Here is a 17276-nt window from a genome sequence, read left to right as displayed (position 1 = left end):
CCCGATCGAGTTCGAGGAGAAGCACTACGCCGAGCAGGCGACGGCCGAACCAACGAATCTGAACACCCGTCAACCCCTGCTGACTAGCTGATCAGCGGCTCCCGCATGACGGGGGAACCTCACCGCGAGCAGCTTCATCGAGGGCTACCGCCGTGTCAGCGTTTACATGGCCACCGGCACCGGAAAGACCCTGGTGGCCCTGCACGTCGTCCAGGAAACCGCACCCGAAGGCGCCTCCCTGGTGGCAGTCCCCTCCCTGCGACTGCTTGAGCAGACCGCCGCGAAATGGCACAGCGAAGGACGTCCCGGCCGCTACCTCGGCGTCTGCTCCTCAAGCCACCCGGCAGACCCGTACCTGGCCGGCATCCTCACCATGGTGGGCACCGCCGACGACCTGGCCTGGCAGGCAGCCGACACCCCAGGGCCGCTCAACGTGTTCTGCACCTACGACTCCCTGGACAAGGTCGTCGAAGCCCACCGCGACTTCCACCTGCCCCGCTGGGACGTCGTGATCGCCGACGAAGCCCACCGCACCGCCGGTGACTACAACAAACCCTGGGCCCGCATCCACCACGACGACCAACTGCCCGCCCGCCACCGCCTCTACATGACCGCGACGCCCCGCGTCTTCGACGAGAAGAAAGCCCGCGAAAAGGGCATCAGCCCCGACACCGTCATCGCCTCCATGGACGACGTGAGCATCTACGGGCCCGTCGTCTACCGCATCTCCCTGAGAGAGGCGATCGACGAGGGGCTCCTCGCCGACTACCGCATCGCCGGCGTCGTGATCAGAGACGAAGACCTGCGAGGCCTCCTCAACCGGCTCCCCACACACACCTGGACCGGCGAAGCCTTGCGTGCCGCAGCCGCCCAAGTCGCCCTGCTGGTCGCCCAGCACCGCTACGACCTGCGCCGCACCCTGACCTTCCACCCCTGCATCGCCGCAGCGGACGTCTTCGCCGAAACACTCCACGAGACCGCGGCCCTGATGCCCCCGGCCTACCACGCGCCCCTGCAGGTCGGCACCGTCAGCTCCCGGCAGAGTCCCTTCGAACGCCACAAGAATTACACCGGCTTCGCCTCCGCGCCCCTCAACACCCCCGCCTCACAGCAGCCGCCCCGCCGGGCCGTCCTCACCAACTGCCGCTGCTGCGCCGAAGGCGTCGACATCCCCGCCATCGACTCCCTGCTCTTCGCCCACCCCAAGACCAGCAGCATCGACATCATCCAGTCCATCGGACGCGCACTGCGCCAGACCCCAGGCGACAACAAGATCTCCACCATCGTCATCCCCATCTACATGGCACCCGGCGAAACCCTCGAGGAGGCCGTCAAGAAAACCGCCTTCCACCTGATCTACCGGGTTCTTATCGACCTCGACGTCTACGACGAGCACACCTTCCACCTCGTCGACCACTTCCGGTACCCGAGCGACCCCACCGCCACCCCCCCCAGATCGCCCCGCGCCCGGAACGCGCCGACGAGATCATCCCCGTTCTCGACCTGAACGATGTCATGGCCCCCAACCGCGTATGGGAGGCCGCCTTCGAGGTCGCCACAGACTTCTACCTCCAAAACGGCCACCTCGACGTCCCCAGCCGCTACCTCCACGACGGCCGCTTCTACCTCGGCTGGTGGATCGGCGCACAGCGCTCCATGCGCAAGAACGGCCTGCTCCTACCCGAACGCATCGCAGCGCTGGACACCCTCGGCATGATCTGGGAGCACCCTCCGCACAGCATCGAGCGAAAACTCCTCATTGCCCGCGACTACGTCACCCGCCACGGACACCTCGCACCACAGTGGGCCGAACACCACCAAGGCCTGCACCTGGGCCGCTGGCTCGCCGAGCGCCGAAAGGAAGCCAACACGCGCCGCCTGCCCTACTGCTACCAGCGGGCCCTGAACGAGATCTACCCCTGGTGGAACACCAAAGGCAGAGCCGAATGGAAACGCACCTACGCCCGCGCCCACGCCGCCGCACGCGACAAGACCCTGATCTTCCCCGGCCCGCACCAACTCACCGGCGCCGCCCCTGTGCTGACCCAATGGCTGGCCGAGCAGATCGACAACCTCGCCGGGCTCGAGGACTACCAGCGCCACCTCATGGGCGACCTCCCCATCGAGCACCCCCTGGCCCTCCTGCTGCGCCGCCCGCGAGGCTCTTCCCAACGGGCCTTCGCCCGAGGATTGAAGGCCGCCTACGCCTACCGCTGCCGCCACCAACACCTGGACGTTCCCTACAACTACACCTGCGAAGACGGCTTCGCCTTGGGAAGGTGGCTCGCCGAGAAGCGGCGTTTTCCGCAGGCCCTCTCACGAGAACAACTGGACGCCCTGGAAGTCCTCGACATGCGCTGGATCTCACGCCACCGGCACCGCACACCCTGAACCGCCGACCAACCGGCAGACCACGGGCGCGCCCCTGCGCTCCGCCCCCCGAACGAACAGCTGCACCAGATCCTCCCGGCAGCGCCCGCCGCACTCGCCCAACAGACCCGGAACCCGAGCCCGGCAGACATCACCAGACGTACCGCAGCCCAAAAGCACGAAAGAACCGAACGACCTCAACCAGGAGCACGGCATCATGACGACACCGCCCCACGCGCCCGGCCGGCTGCCTGCCTTCAACATCGGCCTCACCCACGTCACACTCCCCACCTCACAGGTACATGTCAACCGCCTGACCGAACTCATCAACGAAGTCACTCTGGGCACCGACGTGATCGTGATCGTGGTGAGCCCCGCCACCCACCTGGCCGAGACCGACGTCGATCCAAGCCGCTTCATCTGGCCGACCTGGCAGGGAGAGACCATCCCCGAGGCCCACCAGAAGTGGAAGGCCGTCTTTGCTACCCAGGACCGCACCTTCAGGGGCATCTACTACGAGGGCCCCACCCTTGAAGAGACGCAGACCTTCCGCGTCCCGGCCACCGTTCTGTCCGACGCGATGTGGAAGATGACCCAGAACGAGCCGCCCTGCGCGGTCCTGTGCACCGGCCTCACCGGAGACCCCTCCGCAGCCGAAATCACGACCGCCCTAAAAGAAGGAAGGCTCCAAGCAGTCCTGGTAGAAGCCCTGTTCGCCTAACCGCAGACCAGCCCCACGCCATCCCCTAACGTTGCACGGACACAACCCGCACCCACCGACCCGGCCCGCTCCTCTCACAACACCACTCAGCGAAGGACACCCGACACGATGGATCCCGCCGGCCACCGCTCCATCGCGCACTGAGGATCTTGTTTCAATGCCCTCTGAGGAGCCCATCGCCGAGATCTCCGCCGTCACCGCCTCCCGCACCCGCCCCGCCAGGCTCTCACTACGCCCGGACCAGCAGCGGGCGGTCGACAGCGCGGCACGTCACCTGGCACGCGAACACACCCGCGGACATATGGTCTCGGCCTGCGGCACCGGCAAAACGCTCACCGCGCTGCGGACCGCCGAAGCCCTCGACGCCCGACACCTGCTGATCGCCGTGCCGAGCCTGGACCTCATCTCGCAGTGGGCCAGCACAGCCCGCAACGACGGACGCCCAGAACCGATGATGGCCGTCTCATCCCTGGCCGCAGCCAAGCACCCGGTCCTGGCCGGAGCAGCCGTCCACAGCACCAACAACCCAGAGTTCCTGGCAACGTGGCTGGCCCGGCACGAGCACGCCACCGTCTTCGTCACGCTTGACTCCCTCCCGAGAATCGAACAGACCCAGCACACCCGTGCTCCCGTGCCGACCTTCGACCTCCTGATCGTCGACGAGGCGCACCGCACCGCAGGAAGCTGGGACAAGGACTGGACCGTCCTGCACGACCACACCCGCATCCGTGCCGACCGCCGTCTCTACCTGACCGCCACCCCCTACGCATGGGACCCCCCACGCCTGACAGAAGCACCCACCACCCGCCCCCAGCCCAAGCGCACCGCGGCCACCGCCCCCGCCTGGGACACCCCAGCCCTCGTCGCCTCCATGGCGGACACGAAAACCTTCGGCCCCCGCCTCCACACCTACACCCATGCGGATGCCATCGAGGACGGAGTCCTTGCCGACTACCAACTGGTTGTCCCGACGATCACCGACGCCCACCTGCGCACCGAACTGACCACCCCTGAAGCGCACTCCGGCTTCGGCCCGACCGCACGCCGCACCACCGCACTGCACCTGGCGGTCCTCAAAGCGATGACCGAACACGACCTCCACCACGTGATCGTGTACTTCCAGCAGGTCGCAGACGCCACGGACTTCGCCCGCCAGTTCCCCCACACCCTGCGCACCCTCGCCGAAGACCGACGCCCGGCCTGGGCAGGTGACCTGGTTGTGCAGTCGATCAACGGCACCCACACTCCCGGCCAGCGCCACGACATCCTCACCGACTTCGCCACCGCCGACCGCGCCGTGCTGACCAACGCCCAGGTGCTGGGGGAGGGTATCGACCTGCCGGCCGTCGACGCAGTCGTCTTCGCCGACCGCACCTCCAGCGTCCGCCGCATCGTCCAGGCTCTCGGCCGAGCCCTGCGCAAACCCCCCACTCAGACCACGAAGACCGCCAGCCTCATCATCCCCGCCTACATCCCCCACGGCGCCGACCCCACCGATCTCCTGGGCACCCCCTACGAAGCCCTCTGGCTCGTCACCGCGGCCCTGCGCCACCACGACCAGACCATCGCCGCCCGCGCCCCCCGCACCACCGCCAAACACCGCCTCGAACAAGGCACCCGCACGCTCCTCGCCCGCCGTTTCCGCTTCGACTTCACGCTCGACCCCGACGCCATCGCCCGGGCAATGGACCTGATCGCCTGGCCCGCCGACAACGCGACCCTCTCCGCCCCACGCCGGGCAGGCCTGGCGGCAGCGACCCGCTTCCACGCCGAACACCACCACCTACGCGTCCCCACCGACTACGAGGACGCCTACGGCTACCGGCTCGGCCCCTTCATCGCCGGCCAGCGCACCGCCCGCAGACAAGGCCTCCTCACCGAGGACTGGATCACCGAACTCGACGCGCTCGGCATGATCTGGGACGACCACGAAGCCACCTGGCAAGGCCACCTCACCACCATCACCGCCTTCCACACCGAACACGGCCACCTCGCCATCCCCCTGCACCGACCCGGCGGTCAATTCCTCGTCAGCCAGCGAGCCCTCGCCCGCCACAACCGCCTCCACCCCGACCGCCGCTCCCGGCTCGCCGCCCTCGATCCTAACTGGACCCTCCAGCACGGACCCGACTGGCACCGCAAATACCACCTCCTGCGACGCCACATCGAAGCCGGCCACAACCCCTCGACGCTGCGCCGCGACACCGTGGTCGACGACGTGAAGGTAGGCAACTGGCTGCACCGCCAGTTCTCCACCTGGGATCGGCTCACCCCCGGACAACGCGACCTCCTCGCCCGCCTGCGACTCACCCCGGCCGCCGTTCCCCTGCCCTCTGCGCGGCAGATGAGCCCACCTGGAGCGAAGCGGCCCCGTCGTTCGTTCGAGCAGAGCGCGCAGATCCTCCGGCTCTTCGTCGAGCGCTGGAACCGCCCGCCCGGCGCCCGGGAATGGGTTGAGGTCGATGGAGAACGCATCATGATCGGACCGTGGCTCTGCAAGGCGCGTGCCAAGCGGAATGCCCACCAACTCGCCGAAGAGCAGGACCGCTTGATGACAGAGATCCTCCAAGCGGACTGGGCTGCATGCGAATCCGAATAGCTGTAATTCGGCCTCACCACAGAGAAGCGGACCCCTGCGAGAGAGCGCTTGATCCGCTTCGATGGACATCCGCAGCCAACGCCTCGAGCTGGGCTGCTGGTCGACCCTTCGCATTTGAACGAGTCACCGCGCTGCCGCGCGAACGCAGTCGCAGGTTCGGACGGTGTCCAGACTGCCGGCCCCCGCAGTACGGGGTGACGGGGAGGCGCGGTTGCGCGCTCGGGAAGGCCACCGTCATGGTGGGCGCTCCCACGATTGTGACGACGCGTCAGCCGTGAGGGCCCATGGGTTCCCGGCGCGGGACCGCCCGCGCCGCTTGCCGGGAAGCGGCGCGGGCAGCCCCGCCTGCCAGAGCGGGTCCGGGCAGGGGGATCCCGTCCGGTCGGAGAGGTGGCCTGCGCTCATGCGCCGTCCGCGTGTTTCAGCCGCCGACGCCGAGACCGTGACCGAAAGGGAAAACAGGGTTGCTGCTCTCCTGAGGGACGTCGGGACGGCCCGAGGTGACCTCCTCCATGGAGCGGGGCAGCTGGAACGGCAGCCTGCCCTCGGGCCGTGCCCGCCCGAAAAGGACATCGAGGAGCGCACGGTCCTCGGCTCCGAAAAGGCCGATGAGGGCGCGGGCCCGGCCGGCGATCTCGGGGATGACCGCGGGGCGGTCCAGGTGGATGGCGACCACGGTCGGAACCCTGTCCAGGACGGAGAGGATCTCCCCGAGCCGGCCCGGCGCGAACTCGAGGCGTCCGGCGTGGAAGAACTGCTCGAACATCCCCGTGCGCGGCTCGTAGGGGGCGTCGATGCGCAGCAGCGCGAGGTCGGCCTGGGCCGGATCACCGACGAGGTCGGCGTACTCCGCAGCTGCCTCGGGCAGGACCCCCTCGACGTACAGCCGCGGGCGGCCGGAGCGGGGCAGCAACGGTCCGTCGTTCTTCAGCACGACGATCGCCCTGCGCTGCGCCCGAGCACCCTCCGCACGGAAGCCGGCCGCGCCGACCGTCTCTTCGGCCGCGTCCGGGTCGACGTAGCGGCGCTCGTCGAAGAGCCCCAAGCGGAACTTCTCGCTCAGCAGGCGCCGTACGGAGGCGTCGATGCGGTCCTCTCCGACGGACCCGGACTCGACGAGCCCGACAACGAGCTCGGGACGGTGCTCGCCACCGAACTGGTCGACACCCGCTTCGAGCGCTCTGCGGACCCGCTCGGCCTCACTGAGGTCTTCCGCTCCCCAGGCCCGGGCAGGCATGCTCTGGCCCATGAACTCGGTATCGGAGATCAGCCCCCAGTCGGTGCACACGATGCCGTCGAACCCCAACTGCTCCCGCAACAGGCCGCTGATGATGCCCTTGTTGAAGCCGAAGCCGATCTCCTCGTACTCGGTGCCCACGGGCATCCCGTAGTACGGCATCATCTGCGTCGCGCCGGCGGCGATCGCGGCTCGGAAGGGCGCGAGGTGGTAATCGAACCTGCCGCCCGGGTAGATCTGCTCACGGCCGTAGGCGAAGTGGGGGTCCTCGCCGTCCTTCTGCGGGCCCCCTCCGGGGAAGTGTTTGACCATGGCGGCGACGCTGTCTTTCCCGAGCGTGCCGCCGGGACCGTGCAGACCGGCGATGTACGCGCTGACCAGCCGGGACGTGAGATCGGCGTCCTCTCCGAAAGTTCCGACGGCGCGGGCCCAGCGCGGTTCGGTGGCGAGGTCGATCTGCGGATGCAGAGCGACGCGCAGGCCGACCGCCAGGTACTCGCGGCGGACGGTGTCCGCGAAGCGCCGGACCAGATCGGTGTCCCGGGTCGCGGCCAGACCCAGTGACTCGGGCCACTGGGAGAACGGCCCGGCCATCATGGCCGCGCCCGGATTGTCACTGAAGGCGTGGCGGGGATCGGTGGAGAGGGTGACCGGGATGCCGAGCCGGGTGTCGGCTGCCATGGCCTGCAACTCGTTGTGCCGCTCGGCCATCTGCCGGGGAGAAGCCGAGCCGAGGACGCTGAAGTGGTTCATGGCCAGCGCATCGATCATGGTGTGGGGAGGAGCGGCAGGCGCCTGCTCGTTGTCGGAGGCCCAGGCGCCGTCCGGCCGGATCATCACCATGGTGTGGAAGAGGAGCCCGGCCTTCTCACGCAGGGTCATCCGGCTCAGGAGGTCCTCCACGCGCGTGCGCAGAGGCTGCTCCCTGTCACGGTAGGGGGCGGGGGTGCCAGCAGGCATGAGGGGTTCCTTGCGATAGGCGGACGAGGCGTTTCAGACCACGGAGCGGACGAAGCGGATCGCGAAGGCGCCGACGAAGGCGCACACGGAGCCGAACAGATAGAGCGACAGGAAGTTGGTGCCCTGCGGGCTCGCGATCCCCAGCAGCAGGGGGGCGATGACCGGGATCAGCGACTGGGGCAGGGTGTTGGCGACGTTGAGCAGTCCCAGGTCCTTGGCAGCGGTTTCGGGGTCGGGCAGCACCGCGATGGCCAGCGCCGTGTCCACGGCTCCATAGGACCCGAGCCCCAGCCCGAACAGGGTCATGGCTGCCAGGAACACCGGGGTGCTGTGGGCGACGGAGTTGAGTGCGAGGCCCGCCACGACGACGAACGCGGAGACGAAGACGAACGGTTTGCGGCGCCCCGTACGGTCGGAGAGCCAGCCGCCGGCCAACGCGCCCACGAGGGATGCGGCGGTCGACAGCGTGGTGGACAGTGCGATGGTGTGCGTCGCCTCGACCGGAGACTGGTGAAGACGGTTCACGATGAAGAAGAACTGGTAGCCGGTCGTCGCCGCAAGCCCGCAGAAGATCAGGAAGCGCCCCAGGAAGTTCCAGGCGAAGTCCGGGTGACGGCGGGGAGAGACCCAGAAGGACTTCAGGAAGGCGCCCATCCGCAGGCCGGGCACGCTGGTGCGCGGGAACTGTGCCTCACCGCGCATGGCGAAGCACAAAAACACCACGGCGGTCAGGCCGACGAGCGCGGGCACGGCGAACAGCAGCAGCACGGAGTGCACGAGGAACGTGGCCAGGAGGCTTCCGAGCACCATGGCCAGACTGGTCATCCCGCCGAGCGCGCCGGAAATGCGGCCGCGCTGCGCGGCAGGTATACGGTCAGCCACTACGGCGTTGAGGGACGCACCCACGGCATTCGACCCGAGCTGGGAGAGCGACCATCCGATGGTCAGCCCCGCGACGCTGCTGGTGAGTCCGGCGACCGCTACGCCGGCTGTAGTGACGAGCATGCCGCCCAGGATCCAGGGGCGCCGGCGGCCGAAGCGCGAAGTCGTGCGGTCGGACAGAGCCCCGAAGAGCGGGTTGCTGACAAGAGCGAGGACCGCTCCCACGGACATCACCAGGCTGAGAGTGGTGGTCGCGGATTCCGGCGCGATCTGGGAGACGCGCAAAGAGAGCGACACCGTCAGGGGGGTGAAGATGGCGAGCGAAACGCCTGCCTGTGCGCAGACGAGAGCTGCGATGAAGAGGGGGGAGGGCGCGGGACGGACGGTGGGGGAACCGTCTGCTCCGGCAGCGGAAAAGGAGACGTGCGGGAGGGTCATGGCGGCTCCTGCGGCTCGGGCAGTTGTCGATGCGGCATCGACGGGCTGAAAGACGAAGCGGGTACCGAAGGGCGCTGGCGGGGCTTCACGTACGCCATGTCATGCGCGCGTTGACGCACCGGGCGATCAAAGGCCGGTCGGGTGACACGGCACGGCTCGGAGCAGACATCCTGTGCGCCGCCGGGCAGCCGCCTCTTGGGCGGTGAAGTCTCGGGGAGCACCGGATGGGGCGCGTAACTGCGCGCCGTATCCGCTCTTGGCGGATCAGCGGAATGTGTTGTTCACCAGCCGTGATGGCAGTGGATGCGCAATTCGGTTTCTGCGGCTCGGCGCGAACCGATGTCGCCTCTGCGGATGCGTCGACCGGTCCTGATCAGAGATGGTCCGGCGGACAGCCGGCCCGCCGGGTCACGGCCGGGACCGGCTGACTGCCGTCGACTGGTCGAGTGCGGTCAGAACAGGCAGCAGGACACGGTCCACGAATTGCTGCTGCTCAGTGGAAGAGATCTTCTTTCGCAGGACTACTCCGCGCACGAGCGCATGTCCGAGGAACGACTCGAACAGCACGTCCGACAACGCAGGGTCCTGGAGTTCGCCTCGGCCGATGGCACGCTGGACAACATCCCCGCCATTACGGCGCATCGGGTCCAAGGCCGCACTGCCCGCCTGTGCCTGATGTGTACGGCGACGTATCTGTCCTGTGACCGTACGGCGGCGCTCGCCCTCGTCGTGCGAAGGTATCGATCAGATCTGGTCGACGGGAAGGCGTACGACGAGACCGTCCAGGGCGGGCGACAGGGAGATCTGGCAGCTCAGTCGACTGAACTCGGTTGGTTCCAGAGCTGCTTCGAGCATGGCGTCCTCCATGTCCGATCGTGGCTCCAGACGCTGGTCCCACGGAGGTTCGACGTAGCAGTGGCAGGTCGCGCACGCCGCGATGCCGCCGCACTCGGCCAGGATGCCCCGGACGCCGGTGCGGACCGCGGCGCGCATGAGACTCTCCCCGGCCGTGCCGGAGCGCCGTTGGGTGGAGCCGTCAGCCGACACAAAGGTCAGCTCGACCGTCATCAGGACTCCGTCCCGGCGATCGAAGGGACCGAGGGACCGGTCATCGGGTAGGGGGTCAGTTCGGTGACACGCTTGCCGTCATCGCTGAAGCGGACCTTCGTGCGGAACATCATGCGGACCCGGTTGTCCTGCCACACGCCGTGGAGGGGATCCACACGGAAGAACACCTGCCGCAGTCGGACACCTGCCCGACGGAAGTTCTCGTACATGTCCGAGTCCTTGAGCCAGTCGAACTGCTCGTGGCTGAGCTGCAGCACATGCTCGATCTCGTCGGGCTCCTCCAGGAAAGTGGCCCGCCCCGTGACCTGGACATGCCGTGCCTGCGTGCGGCCGTCGAAGCCGTCCGAGGGCATGTGGGCGATGGTGTAGCTGACCCGTCCGTCGCGCAGGATGCTCGCGTACTTGCGGGTGTAGGTGAAGGTGTGCAGGTAAGCCCTCAGCCCGTCGCCGGCGAAGTGCATCATCGCGACGGACGGGAAGCCGTCCTCGTCCAGGACCGCGACTGCCCCGATCTCTTCCTCACGCAGCAGCTCGGCGATGGCCAGCGTCGCGTCGTCTGCAGTGGGTTGGGTGACCGCCATAGTGTCCTCCAGAGGCTTAATGTGTACGGCACCGTACCGTTGCGCTCATGTTGCCGCAATGCTTCCGGCACTGTCCCTATGTCAAATGTGTACGGTAGCGTTTTGTTCATGGAGCTTTACGATGTGGTCATCGTCGGTGCCGGTCAGGCAGGCTGCACCACGGCCACACAACTACGCGCCCTCGGATTCGACGGAACAATCCTGTTGATCGGGGAAGAGTCCGCTCCGCCCTACCAGCGCCCGCCGCTCTCGAAGGGCCGCCTCAGGGCAACCGCGGAGCCCGCCTCTCTGGAACTGCGTCCTGTGTCTGTCTACGGCGACGAGCGCATCGAGCTGCGACTCGGCAGCCGGGTCGAGACGGTGGATACCGACCGGCGTTTCGTCGGCCTCGCGGACGGCACGAGAATCGGCTGGCACCGTCTGGTGCTTGCCACCGGGGCCGCGCCCCGTCTGCCCGCGTTGCCGGGAACCCGGCTGTCTCAGGTGCATGTCCTGCGGGATCTCGATGATGCGGACAGGCTGGCGGCCGCTGTGGGGCCGGGACGTCGCCTCGTCGTCGTCGGTGGCGGCTACCTCGGGCTGGAGGTCGCCGCCTCTGCCCGCAGCATGAAGACCGATGTCGCTGTGGTGGAGGCGCAGGACCAGGTCCTGGCGCGCGTGGCAGGCTCCGAGGTCGCGTCGTTCCTGGCGCGGTACCACGAGTCACACGGTGTGCGCATACGCGTGAAATCTCAGGTCGAGGCCTTCGAACACGCCGATGACGGACAAACGGTTGTGGTGCGGATGGCGGAGGGCGCACACCTGCAATGCGACGCGGTACTCCTGGCTGTCGGGGCGTCGCCGCGAGTCGTGCTCGCCCGTCAGACCGGCCTTGCCTGCCAGGGCGGCATCCCCGTCGACCTGCGCGGGGCCACTGGCGTCCCCGGTGTCTACGCCGTCGGGGACGCCACCGTGCGTCCCGTGCCCCCTGACGGCCGCCGGATGCGTCTGGAGAGCGTGCAGAGCGCCAACGAGCAGGCCCGCAACGCCGCCGCGGACATCTGCGGCATGCCCCCGCGCCCTCATGAGACGCCGTGGTTCTGGTCCGACCAGTACGACCTGAAAATTCAGATCGCAGGCCTCAGCGCAGATGCAGATGCGGCAGTGGTGCGAGGAGACCCCCGAGGCCCAGGTTTCGCGGTCTTCCACCTCAAGGGGGGGCGGTTGCGCGCGGTCGAGGCCGTCAACGCCCCCAGGGACTTCGCTCTGGGACGGAAGTTGATCAGCGAGGGTGTCCACGTTTCGGCTCCCACCCTCGCGGATCCGGCGACGCCGCTGCGGGACGCGGTGCTCACGGCAGGTGAGTTCGTGCCCGGATGACAGCCACCGGGCCCGCGGCCAGAGCGGACCGCAGTGCTCTCGCTGTACCCGATGAACAGCAAGCCGTCGGCTGTCGGACGAACCCCGGGCATCGAGGTTCGTTCCCGGTCCGGACGCGGGTCCGCGGTCGGCAGGCCGTCGAGGATGCGTCCGACGAGTCCGACGTGACGGCTGCCTTCTATCTGTGAGCGCCGCGGTACAGGCTTCAGGCGACACGCGGCTGCTCACCGGCGAGGCGCTCGGGGTGGGCGGCAGGAAACAGCCCCAGCCGAGCTCGTCGGCTGGGGCTGCATCACTCGCCGGCCCTCTGGGGGTCGGCTGTGACCGCCGGCAGTGCCGTCCCCTGCTCCCCGGCGGCCGTCCCATGCTCCACGCGGCATGGGGGTCTGGTGATTACGCGGTTGTCGCGCCGCTGGTGTGAGCTGCTTCGCGGTCATGGTGAAGGAACTGGCGCAGCCTAGTGAGTGTGTGGGGGTGGATCCGGTGCCAGCCCTTGCGGTCGTAGAGCCAGGTCACGCCGAAGCCGATCAGCAGACTGGCCACGAGGCCGGCGCCCAGTGTGATCCAGGCACGGTCGAGCCCTGCGGCTCCCTGCGCGTCGAAGTACATGATGGCGCGTACTCCGTCGGAGATGGCCCGCTGCGGTTCGAACCGGGCCAGGAACTGCCAGAACGGGGGCATCGCCTGCAAGGGGACGGCGCCACCCGAGGTGGGGATCGCGGCCGCGACGAAGAAGATCATCGCGGCGACGATGCCCGGCCCGCCGAGGGCGGCCAGCACGGTGAGCGTGCCGATGCCCACCGCGGAAGCCGCAGCGGTGCCGAACACCCAGAGCAACAGTGAATGCGGCAGGTCGAGGTGGAGAGCGAACGTGGACACCGCCAGGATCGCGGCGGACATGACGGCGGATGCGCCGACCATGACGAGGTACTTGGCCAGGAGGGTCTGGCGCCGGTTGATGCGCTGCGGCAGGGCCAGATGCCTCTTGGGGCCCACCTCGTTCGCGCTGTAGCCGAGTGCGGAGTCGGTCGTCGCGTGGATGAGATTGGCTCCGAGGAAGCCGGACATCATCAGCAGCAGCGCGTAGAAGAATGCGGTCATGCCCTGGCCCGTGCGGTCGCCGAGGGGCGCTCCGGCCTGTGTGGTGACCGATACCGGGTCCTTCACAAGCGCCTGGTTCGCGGCCGGCACCGGCGCTCCTGCCTTCTGGGCCTGCTGCAGGATTCCCGTCGCGGCTCCCGATGAGGCGCCGCGGACGGCACTTTCGGCGATCTGCTCACCGATCGAGGAAGCCATGGACCCCGCACCGTGGTTGGTGAGAACCGTGACCGCCGGCTTCTCCGGGGCGGTGCCCAGGAGGCTGAGCATCTTGGTGGTGTAGTCGTGCGGCAGGACGACGGCCGCGAACAGTTCGTTCCGTCCGATCGCCTGCTTCGCCTCGGCGAGGGAGGCGAAGGTCCTCCACTCCACCGACGTGTGAGGCTTCTGCGGCTGCGCGGCGATGCCTGCCGTGACCTGACGGCCTACGTTCTGGTGCCCTGCCTCCTTGGTCGAGACACCCCTGTCCAGGCTGACCAGGCCGATCGGGGCATCTCTGAGGTCGGCGCCGGGATTGGCGACGCTGCCGTTGAAGAGCAGGGTGATGAGGCAGAGAGCGAGGGTGAGCAGTCCCGCCGGGACGAGCCACACCTGAGGGGTACGCAGTAGGCGTGCGGCCGTGGTGACCGCGGAGTGCTCGGGAGAAGCAGAGGGCATGGGTTGATTCCTGGCGGCAGAGGAAGCTATATGAGTATAGCTATAGAGTTAGAGGTATTACGTCTGACCAGGCTGCGGGATGTCGCTGCAGGGTGGTCGGTGTCGCCTACGAGGTCGGTGCCAAGGTGCGTGCGAGTTCCCACAGGTCGGGCAGTGCGGCGCTGATGCGCCGCTCGGCCCCGGCCGGCAGCTGCTGCAGGGCCTCCGTGATCGCCTTGCTCAGGCTCTCGTTGACCTCGTCGCCGGCGGTGATCATCTTCCCTGTGGGGTGCAGCTCCACGAACCGTCGGTCGTGTGCGCTGGGGCGGCGGTCGATGAAGCCGTCGCGGGTCAGCTGGGTGACAAGGGTGCTCACGTTGTTGGGCTGCATGCTCAGAGCGGTGGCGATCTCGCGGACGCTGATGCCCGGCCGGCTGTCGATGAGGCGCAGAACCTCCACCTGGGCGAGCGGGCGGGTTGACTGGCCGGTCGGCGGCGTCTGGCGCTGGCGGAGCGCCCGGTGCAGCGTCCATGCAAGGCGGATCAGGTCGTCGGGCAGCCGTTCGGGCTCTCGCTCGCTCACGCACCCACTATACCTCTAAAGCTAGAGCTGTATCGCCGGTCGAGCTGCGGTCGGTCGCGCCCGGCTTGACGGAAGGGGTGAGGGCTATAACTCTAGCATTAGAGGTATAGCCCTAGATTTACACACCCCCTCTCTCGCATCTTGGCGTTTCGCCTTCTATGCTGACCGTAAAGCAGGACATGAGTCCTCTTATTCAGGACTGGAGCCGTCATGAGTCCCTCCAACGCTTCGGCCGGCCGACCGGCCGAGCCGAAGATCGAACGCTCTCTCACCCTGCATCTGCGCGGCGACTGGGGCACCGCGAACCTGCACCGGGTCTGCGGATGGATCGCCCAGGAGCTCGCGGACCGCTGCGGGCCCCACACCCGGATCGCCACGTGGAACAGCCGGGGCTTCAGCGACGCGGTACGGGCCGTGGGCCGGGGAGAGGTGCAGGTCGCCCTCACCACACCGACGGCTTTCGCCGCCGCGGCGCTCGACGGCCGCGGCGTCTACGCGGACGAGTTCTTCCCGGACCTGCGCGCGCTCGGGGTGGTGCCGCAGCGGGACCGCCTGGTCGTGGCCGTGCACAAGGACCTCGGCGTCACCACTTTCGCCGAACTGCGTCAGAGCAAGCCCGCCCTGCGGCTCGCCACCTCGGTCCATGACGGCGTCAACCACGTGGGACTGGCCGCCCACGAGCTTCTGACACGTGCGGGCGTCGACGTAGTCGGCTGGGGCGGCGAACTGCTCGAGGACGAGCGCCCGTTCGAGTCGTTGGACCACGCGACGGAGGGACGGGCGAACGCCATCGTCCATGAGGCGATCATGCTGCCCGCGTGGCAGGAGATCGGCCGCCACTTCAACTTCCTCGAAGTCGAGGACGACGTCCTGGACAGCCTCCATGACGACTTCGGCTGGCCGGCGGCAGTCGTCGACGACGAGTACTTCCCCGGCCGGACGGCCTTCAAGACCCTCGACTTCTCGGACTTCCTCGTATGTACCCGCGCCGACCTGGCCGAGGACGTCGCCTACGCCATCGCGTGGGTGCTGGGGGAGACGCGGCACCTCATCGAAGGGCAGTACCGGCACCTGGCTCCGGAACGCAGCCCCATCACCTACCCGCTCGACCCCGCCACCATGGGCAGGACCACGATCCCCCTGCACCCCGGCGCCGCCCGCTACTACGACGCCCTGCCCACCGCATGACACCCGCCCAGGCCCGCAGGCTCGCCGTGGAAGCCTCCCATGCCCTGGCCGCGGCCGGCCAGGGCGACATGGTCTGGGGGCACGCCGCCGTGCGCGACCCGGACGGCCGCGGCATCTGGATCAAAGCCCCGGGCTGGGGCCTCGAAGAAGTCCGCGACGACCGGCTGCAGCTCGTCTCCCACGAAGCCGAGGTGCTCATCGGCGACGGGACCGCACACAAGGAGTGCCACATCCACCTCGAGGTGCTGCGCGCTCGCCCGGAAGCGCACTGCAGCGTGCACACCCACGCGGTGTCGGCCATCGCATTCGCCGCCCTCGGTGTGCCCCTCCTGCCGCTCTCCCACGAGGGCGCCCTGTTCGGGGGCGAGGATGTGCCGAGGTTCAGGGAAACGGGAGGGCTCGTCAGCAGTCCCCAGCTGGGGGAGAAGCTCGCCACGGCTCTTGGCGAGGCCCCCGCCGCCCTCATGCCCAAACACGGGCTCGTGGCCGCCGGACACACCGCCGCGGCGGCCGTCATGCACGCCGTACTGCTCGACAGCGCCTGTGCCATCCAGCTGCGGGCCCAGGCGGCTGGCCGGGCGGTCGTCCACTCCGACGCCGCGGAGGCCCGCGCCAAACGTGCCCAGTGCTGGCCCGACAGCCAGCTGGAGGCCGGCTACCGCTACCTCGTCCGCAAGGCGGCCACCACGCTCGCCTCGGCCGGCTCGTCTTCTCGCCCAGCCTGACGCCGGGCCCCGCAGCTTGCACTTTGCCCAGGGTGTGAGACCCCGTCACACCGGTTCCCCCGATCCACAGCAGAAGGACTTGCGCCATGACCGACCAGCCCAACTCCACCGCAGCCACCGACTGGACCACCCTCTCCACCGGTGACGGACCGATGCGCGTCTTCGTCGCGCGGCCCGCACAACCCACGAACCGGGCCGTGGTCGTCCTGCAGGAGGCTTTCGGAGTCAACGACCACATCCAGGACATCGCACGCCGCTACGCCGCTCGTGGCTTCCTCGCCCTGGCTCCGGACCTGTTCCACCGCAACGGTGCCGGCACCCTCGCCTACGAGCAGCACGCCGAGGCCATGCCTCTGATCGGCGCCATCGGACCGGACGCGATCGTCACCGACGTCGAAGCCGTCCTGACGCACCTCGCCGAGAAGGAGAACGTGCCCGCCTCCCGTACGGCGATCCACGGGTTCTGCTTCGGCGGCCGCGCCGCCTTCACCGCCGCCACCGGCATCCGCGGCCTCGGCGCCACCGTCGTCTTCTACGGCCCGGGCATCGCAGCCGGCCCGCACGCGGTCCTGGACCGGGCCGCGAACATCGACGCCCCCATGATGCTCCACGTCGGCGCCGAGGACCCCACCATCCCCAGCGACCAGGTAGCGGCCATCGAGGGAGCCCTCACCGCCGCCGGGGTCACCTTCGAGAGCTACGTCTACGAAGGCGCCGGGCACGCCTTCGCCTGCGACGCCCGGCCCCACATGTACGTCGAGGACAGCGCGAAGACCGCCTGGCAGCGCACCCATGCCTTCCTCGACGAGTACCTTCCCGCAGCCTCCTGAT

Annotated in this window: 14 protein-coding genes; 8 read left to right on the top strand and 6 right to left on the bottom strand. The window is 68.5% G+C overall.

The window, feature by feature from the left end; all coding sequences use genetic code 11:
- Nucleotides 1-166 precede the first annotated feature (166 nt).
- The 4 genes from QQM72_RS37870 (at nt 167) to QQM72_RS37855 (ending at nt 5690) form a co-directional block, all read left to right on the top strand.
- Nucleotides 167-1507: a DEAD/DEAH box helicase family protein gene (locus QQM72_RS37870; protein WP_314225343.1), complete on the top strand. Its 1341-nt coding sequence runs from the start codon at nt 167-169 to the stop codon at nt 1505-1507.
- A gap of 8 nt (nt 1508-1515) precedes the next feature.
- Nucleotides 1516-2391: a helicase associated domain-containing protein gene (locus tag QQM72_RS37865; protein WP_314225342.1), complete on the top strand. Its 876-nt coding sequence runs from the start codon at nt 1516-1518 to the stop codon at nt 2389-2391.
- Nucleotides 2392-2587: 196 nt separating this feature from the next.
- The gene (locus QQM72_RS37860) at nt 2588-3091 is read left to right on the top strand and encodes a hypothetical protein (protein ID WP_314225341.1); all 504 of its coding nucleotides are present in this window, start codon (nt 2588-2590) and stop codon (nt 3089-3091) included.
- 157 nt (nt 3092-3248) lie between these two features.
- Nucleotides 3249-5690: a DEAD/DEAH box helicase gene (locus tag QQM72_RS37855; RefSeq protein WP_314225340.1), complete on the top strand. Its 2442-nt coding sequence runs from the start codon at nt 3249-3251 to the stop codon at nt 5688-5690.
- A gap of 421 nt (nt 5691-6111) precedes the next feature.
- Here QQM72_RS37855 and QQM72_RS37850 read toward each other — a convergent pair whose 3' ends face one another.
- The 4 genes from QQM72_RS37850 to QQM72_RS37835 form a co-directional block, all read right to left on the bottom strand.
- A complete protein-coding gene (locus tag QQM72_RS37850; protein WP_314225339.1) occupies nt 6112-7887 on the bottom strand; it encodes a glycoside hydrolase family 3 protein in 1776 nt (591 codons plus the stop codon).
- A gap of 33 nt (nt 7888-7920) precedes the next feature.
- Complete coding sequence (locus QQM72_RS37845) at nt 7921-9207, bottom strand: MFS transporter (RefSeq protein ID WP_314225338.1); 1287 nt, start codon at nt 9205-9207, stop codon at nt 7921-7923.
- Between the two features lie 744 nt (nt 9208-9951).
- Nucleotides 9952-10275: a 2Fe-2S iron-sulfur cluster-binding protein gene (locus QQM72_RS37840; protein ID WP_314225337.1), complete on the bottom strand. Its 324-nt coding sequence runs from the start codon at nt 10273-10275 to the stop codon at nt 9952-9954.
- Nucleotides 10275-10856: a pyridoxamine 5'-phosphate oxidase family protein gene (locus QQM72_RS37835; RefSeq protein WP_314225336.1), complete on the bottom strand. Its 582-nt coding sequence runs from the start codon at nt 10854-10856 to the stop codon at nt 10275-10277. Before QQM72_RS37835 ends, QQM72_RS37840 begins: the two co-directional genes overlap by 1 nt.
- Before the next feature lie 108 nt (nt 10857-10964).
- On the opposite strand from QQM72_RS37835, the gene QQM72_RS37830 reads away from it, so the two are divergent.
- Complete coding sequence (locus QQM72_RS37830) at nt 10965-12215, top strand: NAD(P)/FAD-dependent oxidoreductase (protein WP_314225335.1); 1251 nt, start codon at nt 10965-10967, stop codon at nt 12213-12215.
- Nucleotides 12216-12608: 393 nt separating this feature from the next.
- Here QQM72_RS37830 and QQM72_RS37825 read toward each other — a convergent pair whose 3' ends face one another.
- On the bottom strand, nt 12609-13970 hold the full coding sequence (locus tag QQM72_RS37825; RefSeq protein ID WP_314225334.1) for a DUF3533 domain-containing protein: 1362 nt from the start codon (nt 13968-13970) through the stop codon (nt 12609-12611).
- A 106-nt stretch (nt 13971-14076) separates the two neighbouring features.
- The gene (locus QQM72_RS37820; RefSeq protein ID WP_314225333.1) at nt 14077-14532 is read right to left on the bottom strand and encodes a MarR family winged helix-turn-helix transcriptional regulator; all 456 of its coding nucleotides are present in this window, start codon (nt 14530-14532) and stop codon (nt 14077-14079) included.
- Nucleotides 14533-14742: 210 nt separating this feature from the next.
- Between QQM72_RS37820 and QQM72_RS37815 the strand changes: the two genes are divergently transcribed.
- The 3 genes from QQM72_RS37815 to QQM72_RS37805 all read left to right on the top strand — a co-directional run bounded on the left by QQM72_RS37815 (nt 14743) and on the right by QQM72_RS37805 (nt 17275).
- Nucleotides 14743-15720: a TAXI family TRAP transporter solute-binding subunit gene (locus QQM72_RS37815; protein WP_314225332.1), complete on the top strand. Its 978-nt coding sequence runs from the start codon at nt 14743-14745 to the stop codon at nt 15718-15720.
- Nucleotides 15717-16445 carry a class II aldolase/adducin family protein gene (locus QQM72_RS37810; RefSeq protein WP_314225331.1) on the top strand — a complete coding sequence of 243 codons (729 nt, stop codon included), beginning with the start codon at nt 15717-15719 and terminating at the stop codon, nt 16443-16445. Before QQM72_RS37815 ends, QQM72_RS37810 begins: the two co-directional genes overlap by 4 nt.
- Nucleotides 16446-16531: 86 nt before the next feature.
- On the top strand, nt 16532-17275 hold the full coding sequence (locus QQM72_RS37805; protein ID WP_314225330.1) for a dienelactone hydrolase family protein: 744 nt from the start codon (nt 16532-16534) through the stop codon (nt 17273-17275).
- Nucleotide 17276: the final 1 nt, after the last annotated feature.

Origin of the sequence: Streptomyces zaehneri (assembly GCF_032248645.1) — a bacterium.
Lineage (GTDB): Bacteria > Actinomycetota > Actinomycetes > Streptomycetales > Streptomycetaceae > Streptomyces > Streptomyces coriariae.
Note: the sequence above shows the minus strand (reverse complement) of the source record. Positions and strands in the feature narration are given on the sequence as shown.